A 5324-nucleotide genomic window follows, 5' to 3' on the forward strand; every position below is an offset into this window, starting at 1 on the left:
GATTTTTCCATTAATTATTTATAGGTACAAATAGATAATTATACTATTAATATTATTTTTATAGGGATAACATGGCAGGAGTATCATCAAAAGAATTATATGAATTTAAAAAGACATTAAAAGAATTAGCTAACAAAAGAGGCAGAGGTACTGAGTTTGTTTTTGTTTACATTCCACCAACCAAACAATTGAGTGATGTTGGTAAGCACATGAGAGATGAAATGGGTCAGAGTGCCAACATCAAGAGTAAACAGACAAGAAAAAATGTGCAGTCTGCCATTGCAGTAATTTTGGAAAGTATTAAGTTATACAAACAGCCGCCTGAACATGGTCTGGTTTTGTTTGTCGGAATGATTCCTAAAGGTGGGCCAGGAACTGAGAAGATGGAAAAATACGTTTTGGAGCCACCTGAACCGGTTACAACTTACTGGTACAAATGTAATAATGAATTTTTCCTTGAGCCATTGGAGTTCATGATTGAAGAGAGAGATGTTTACGGTGTTGCGGTAATTGACAGAAACGAAGCAACTTATGCTACTTTAAAAGGTAAAAAGGAAACAATTCTCGGTCATTTAACAAGTGGTGTTCCAGGAAAACACAAAGCTGGAGGACAATCCCAAAGAAGGTTTGACCGTGTAATTGAAGATTTGGCACACCAGTTTTTAAAACGTATTGGCGATCACATGAATGAAGCATTCCTGCCTTTAAAAGATGATTTGAAAGGTATCATTCTTGGAGGGCCAGGTTTTACCAAAAAAGATTTCTATGAAGGAGATTATCTTCAATATGAACTTAAGGACAAGGTTATTACAATAGTCGATACATCCTACACAGGTGAAGAGGGTATTCGTGAAGTCATTGCCAAATCCGCTGATGATCTGGAAAACCTTGATGTCATGCATGAAAAGAAAATCATTCAGAAGTTCATTAAGGAATTGATTAAGGAAAAAGGCCTTGCTTCTTATGGTGAAGATGAAGTTAGGCACAATCTGATTATCGGTGCTGTGGATACTTTGATTTTGTCTGAAGATTTGACTAACATGCGTAAGACTTTTGCCTGTCCTGCTTGCGGATATCAAAAGGAAATCACTGTTAAAACTCAAGTTGAAGCGGACAATATCTCCGAGAGATGCCCTAATTGTAATGAAGCTTTAAAAGAAGAATCATCTATTGATTTGGTTGATGAACTTGTTGAAAAGGCTGAAGAAATGAATGCTACCGTTGAATTTGTTTCCACTGAAACTGAAGAAGGAACTCAAATCTATAGAGCATTCGGTGGAATTGCGGCAATTCTAAGATATTACGTGGATTACTGATTATAGGGATTTGGACAGCCATCCAATTTTTCCATAATCCTATTTTTCTTTTTTTCTTTAAAATATTTAATTTCATAACTTATTAAAGTCAATTAAGACGTGAAGGCCTATTTTTGTATATAAAAATGCCTAAATTGTATTATTTTTTTACTATTGCTTTAAATAACATTCAAAATAAATTAATAATTATTAAACTATCATAATTCGACATGAAATGTCAAATTTGGTGAAAATAATGCAACAGAACAATAATATCTCACTAGTAACTTGTACAAATTTAGGAATTGGCAATTCATCACCTAATCATTTCACAACCAAGGATGTTAAATTTGCACTATCTCTAAAAAATAAAACTAATCAAAAAGAAGTATTTGACAACAACACCATTAATGATAGATTTAAAAATTATTCAAATGTTGATTTGCACTTAGATATTAAATCTCCTGCTCATAAAGCTAGAAATACCACAAATCAGACTTTAACATGCTTCTTTTTAATAATGGCGAGGAATGTTTCACATGTTTTTTGATAAATTCATAAAGAAGGAAAAGGCATTGGATCTTTTTAAGGAAGAATACGTAAGCAAAAAGGAATTCAACGAGTTAAAAAAGTTAGCGGACACTCAACAAAGGTATTTAAATAATATCTACATATTTTATGAGCTTAAACCAACTCCTTTTTTAAAGTCTTTGCGCGATTTGTCTTATGAACTAATAGAGTTTGTTGACAACGTTTGTAAAAAACATGAAATCGAGTATTGGATGGATTATGGTACCTTGCTCGGCTCTGTGCGCCATAATGGTTTTGTTCCCTGGGATGATGATTTGGATGTGGGAATGATGAGGAGCGATTACAATAGGTTAATACCAATTCTTCAAAATGAAGTTGAGGAAAATGATTTGAGGTATCTGGTTCCTGATTTTAAAATCGACAAACATAATGATAAATCTAAACGATGGTATCAACTGTCCTATAAAGACCCTAATTTTAAGGGAAAGTTCATTGGAGTTGATTTTTTCCCTTATGACTATATTAAAGAATATAACAAGAAAGACATTGATGAAAGATACAATAATGCTTTAACGGAGTACTATCACAATCCAGATGATTTTACTCTTGAAGAATACATGGACAAATTTTATGATGAATTTAATTTAACATTAGATAAAACGGACAATGTCATAAGTGGAATTGATAATGCTCGTGGAGATATACGAAAATATACTGCTTACCGTACATTTTTACTTAAAACCGATGATATTTTCCCGCTTAAAAGGATGCAGTTTGGAGAACATTATCTTCCGGCGCCTAAAAATACAACCAAGTATATCAAAGACATTTACGGCAAGAAGTACTTTGAAATTCCAAACAAGATTCGTGACCATGGAAGATTCAATAGGTATGTGAAAAAAGCGAATATCATGGAAGCACTTGATGAAGGGATTCAAATGCTTAAAAAGGCGAATGACAATTTTAAATAGGATATATCATGATAAAAAATGCAATTATTTTAGCAGCAGGCAAATCTGACAGTTTAGCACCATTTACTTATGAAAAACCAAAAGGCATGTTCATCGTAAAAGGCGAAATATTAATCGAAAGGCAGATTGAACAGCTAATCGATGCAGGTGTAGAAAACATTTATGTTGTCATAGGATATATGAAAGAAAAATTCTTTTATCTGGAATTCAAATACCCTCAAGTTACCTTGCTTGTCAACAATACCTTTGGAAAATTTGGAAATATCTATTCCCTATATGTTGCAAGGGAATATTTAAAAAACACATATGTCTGTTGTGGAGACCATTATTTCTTAGAAAATCCCTTTTTGGATAATAATGACTTGAATCTCTCTTATCGTTATTGCGATTATCTTGAAGGCGATTTTATGGAATTCAGTGTAGATTATTCAGATGCTGACATTATCACCGACTGTTATTTGGGAGGGTCTGATAAAATGGCTATGATTGGACCGGCATATTTCAATGAAAGCTTTTCAAAAAGATTCACGGAATTGATGGAAGCTGAAATTGAAAAGTTCGGTATCGTAAATCTGTTTTGGGAAGATTTTTATGCGATACATATTAAAGACTTAACCCTATTCAGAAAACCGGGAGACAAAAACAAGCTCTTGGAATTTGACACGATTGAAGATTTAAGAAAATTCGATTCAGACTTTTTAGTCAACATTGATTCAGATATCATCGGAAACATTTGCAAAGTCTTGAAATGCGAACCAAATGATATTGAAGGATTGGACATTATCAATGCAGGGTTTACCAATATTTCCTTTAAGTTCACTATTGATGGTGTTGATTATGTTTACAGGCATCCTGGCGGCAGCGATAAATATTATTCCCGTAGGAAAAATGAGGAATATGCACAAAATCAGGCTAAAAAAATAGGTGCCGACGATTCATTAATTTACATTGACCCGACCGGATGGAAAATAGCCTATTTCATTCATAATCTGGTACCATTTGATATTGAAAACGATACTCATCGCAGACAGTTGTTTGAAGCAATCCATAAAACTCATGAGATTCCATTATCTGAAGACATTAAAGAATTCGACAATGTTAGTGAAAGTAAAAAGTTATTAAAACTGGCTTCCCAAAGCAAAGGGAACCTATTCGAAGAATTTAAAGAATTATTCGCTAAAATTGATCAAGTGAATGAATTTGTCAAGGCTGAACGTGAAAAATATGGAATTGAACTTGTAGTAAATCACCATGACATCTATTATCCTAATTTGCTTCCAACTGAGGATGGAAAGTTCTTTTTGATTGATTGGGAGTATGCGGGAATTAATGACCCTGCAAATGACATTGCAGGTCTGATTACTCGATATGAGTATAGTGATGAAACTATTGAATGGATTTTAAAGGAATATTATGGCCGTGAATTGACTCCACTGGAACATAGGCATGTCATGGGACAATCCATATTGACCGCACTATATTGGATTAGCTGGCCGTTGTTTAGAGGAAGCATGGAGGAAGAGGATGGATTTTTCTTGTTGACCTCATATAGATATTTAATCAACCATATTGACGATGTTATAGAGAGCTATAAGGAGATTTAAATCATGAATGTTCCCATAATTTTGGCAGGAGGAGTCGGATCTCGTTTTGGTGGCGATAGGCCAAAGCAATTCATGGAAGTTTTAGGCAAGCCATTGATAGTATATACCATTGAACTGTTTCAAAACCATCCTGAAATCGATGCAATCGAAGTGGTATGCATTGAAAGCCACATTGGCTATCTAAAAGAATTGATTGAAGAATATGGCTTGACAAAGGTCAAATGGATTGCTCCAGGGGGAAAGGATTTCCAGCATTCGGTAATAAATGGCGTAAACAATTTGAAAACTGAATTGGAAGATGATGACATTGTATTGGTTCACTATGGAGCATCACCTTTTACAACAGAAGATGTTATCAGTGATGCCATCAGGGTTGCAAGGAAATATGGAAATTCATCTCCTGCAATGCCGTCCCTATTTCTATTGGGTAGCAATGATGGAAATAAATCAACAACTTGGATTGATAGGGATGAAGTAATGATTTTTAACACTCCTCAATGCTTTAAATTTAAGTTTATCAAAGATTTGTATGAAGAAGCAATCAGCAAGGATTTGATTAGTAAAGTTGAACCACATACAACAACATTGATGTTTCTGATGGGTCATGAAATCTATTTGTCAAAATCAAATCAAATGAATATCAAGATTACAACAAAGGAAGACCTGGATTTGTTTGAAGGCTATGTCTTGATGAAGCGGAATAGATTTGATAAGTAATCCGTATCTGATTTTTAAGGATTCAAATATTTTTAAAATTGAGCTCGGAATATTTCGTTGGCAATCATTTTCCGACTTTGTATATTAATTAATAATTTTATTATACATTTTGGATTAATCTTTAAAAAGAAATATTTAATTTAATACATTTTCTTGAATATTTTATAATTTGTTTAAGATAAATCTTAAAATTTATGAATAATATT

At 33.3% G+C, this 5324-nt stretch carries 5 protein-coding genes; all 5 read left to right on the forward strand.

All coding sequences use genetic code 11. The annotated features are described in order from the left end of the window. The first annotated feature begins 71 nt into the window (after window positions 1–71). The 5 genes from prf1 (at window position 72) to ACKI3D_RS08830 (ending at window position 5118) form a co-directional block, all read left to right on the forward strand. Window positions 72–1316 carry a peptide chain release factor aRF-1 gene (gene prf1 / locus ACKI3D_RS08810; protein WP_407393799.1) on the forward strand — a complete coding sequence of 415 codons (1245 nt, stop codon included), beginning with the start codon at window positions 72–74 and terminating at the stop codon, window positions 1314–1316. A 235-nt stretch (window positions 1317–1551) separates the two neighbouring features. Continuing rightward, complete coding sequence (locus ACKI3D_RS08815; RefSeq protein WP_407393801.1) at window positions 1552–1845, forward strand: hypothetical protein; 294 nt, start codon at window positions 1552–1554, stop codon at window positions 1843–1845. Continuing rightward, on the forward strand, window positions 1835–2797 hold the full coding sequence (locus tag ACKI3D_RS08820; protein WP_407393802.1) for a LicD family protein: 963 nt from the start codon (window positions 1835–1837) through the stop codon (window positions 2795–2797). The genes ACKI3D_RS08815 and ACKI3D_RS08820 overlap by 11 nt, the downstream gene beginning before the upstream one ends. A gap of 8 nt (window positions 2798–2805) precedes the next feature. Then, window positions 2806–4401: a phosphotransferase gene (locus ACKI3D_RS08825; protein WP_407393804.1), complete on the forward strand. Its 1596-nt coding sequence runs from the start codon at window positions 2806–2808 to the stop codon at window positions 4399–4401. Window positions 4402–4404: 3 nt separating this feature from the next. Then, window positions 4405–5118 (forward strand): IspD/TarI family cytidylyltransferase, encoded by a 714-nt coding sequence (locus tag ACKI3D_RS08830; RefSeq protein ID WP_407393806.1) that lies wholly within the window; start codon window positions 4405–4407, stop codon window positions 5116–5118. The last annotated feature ends 206 nt before the right edge of the window (window positions 5119–5324 follow it).

This window comes from Methanobrevibacter sp., from assembly GCF_045586545.1.
Taxonomy (GTDB): domain Archaea; phylum Methanobacteriota; class Methanobacteria; order Methanobacteriales; family Methanobacteriaceae; genus Methanocatella.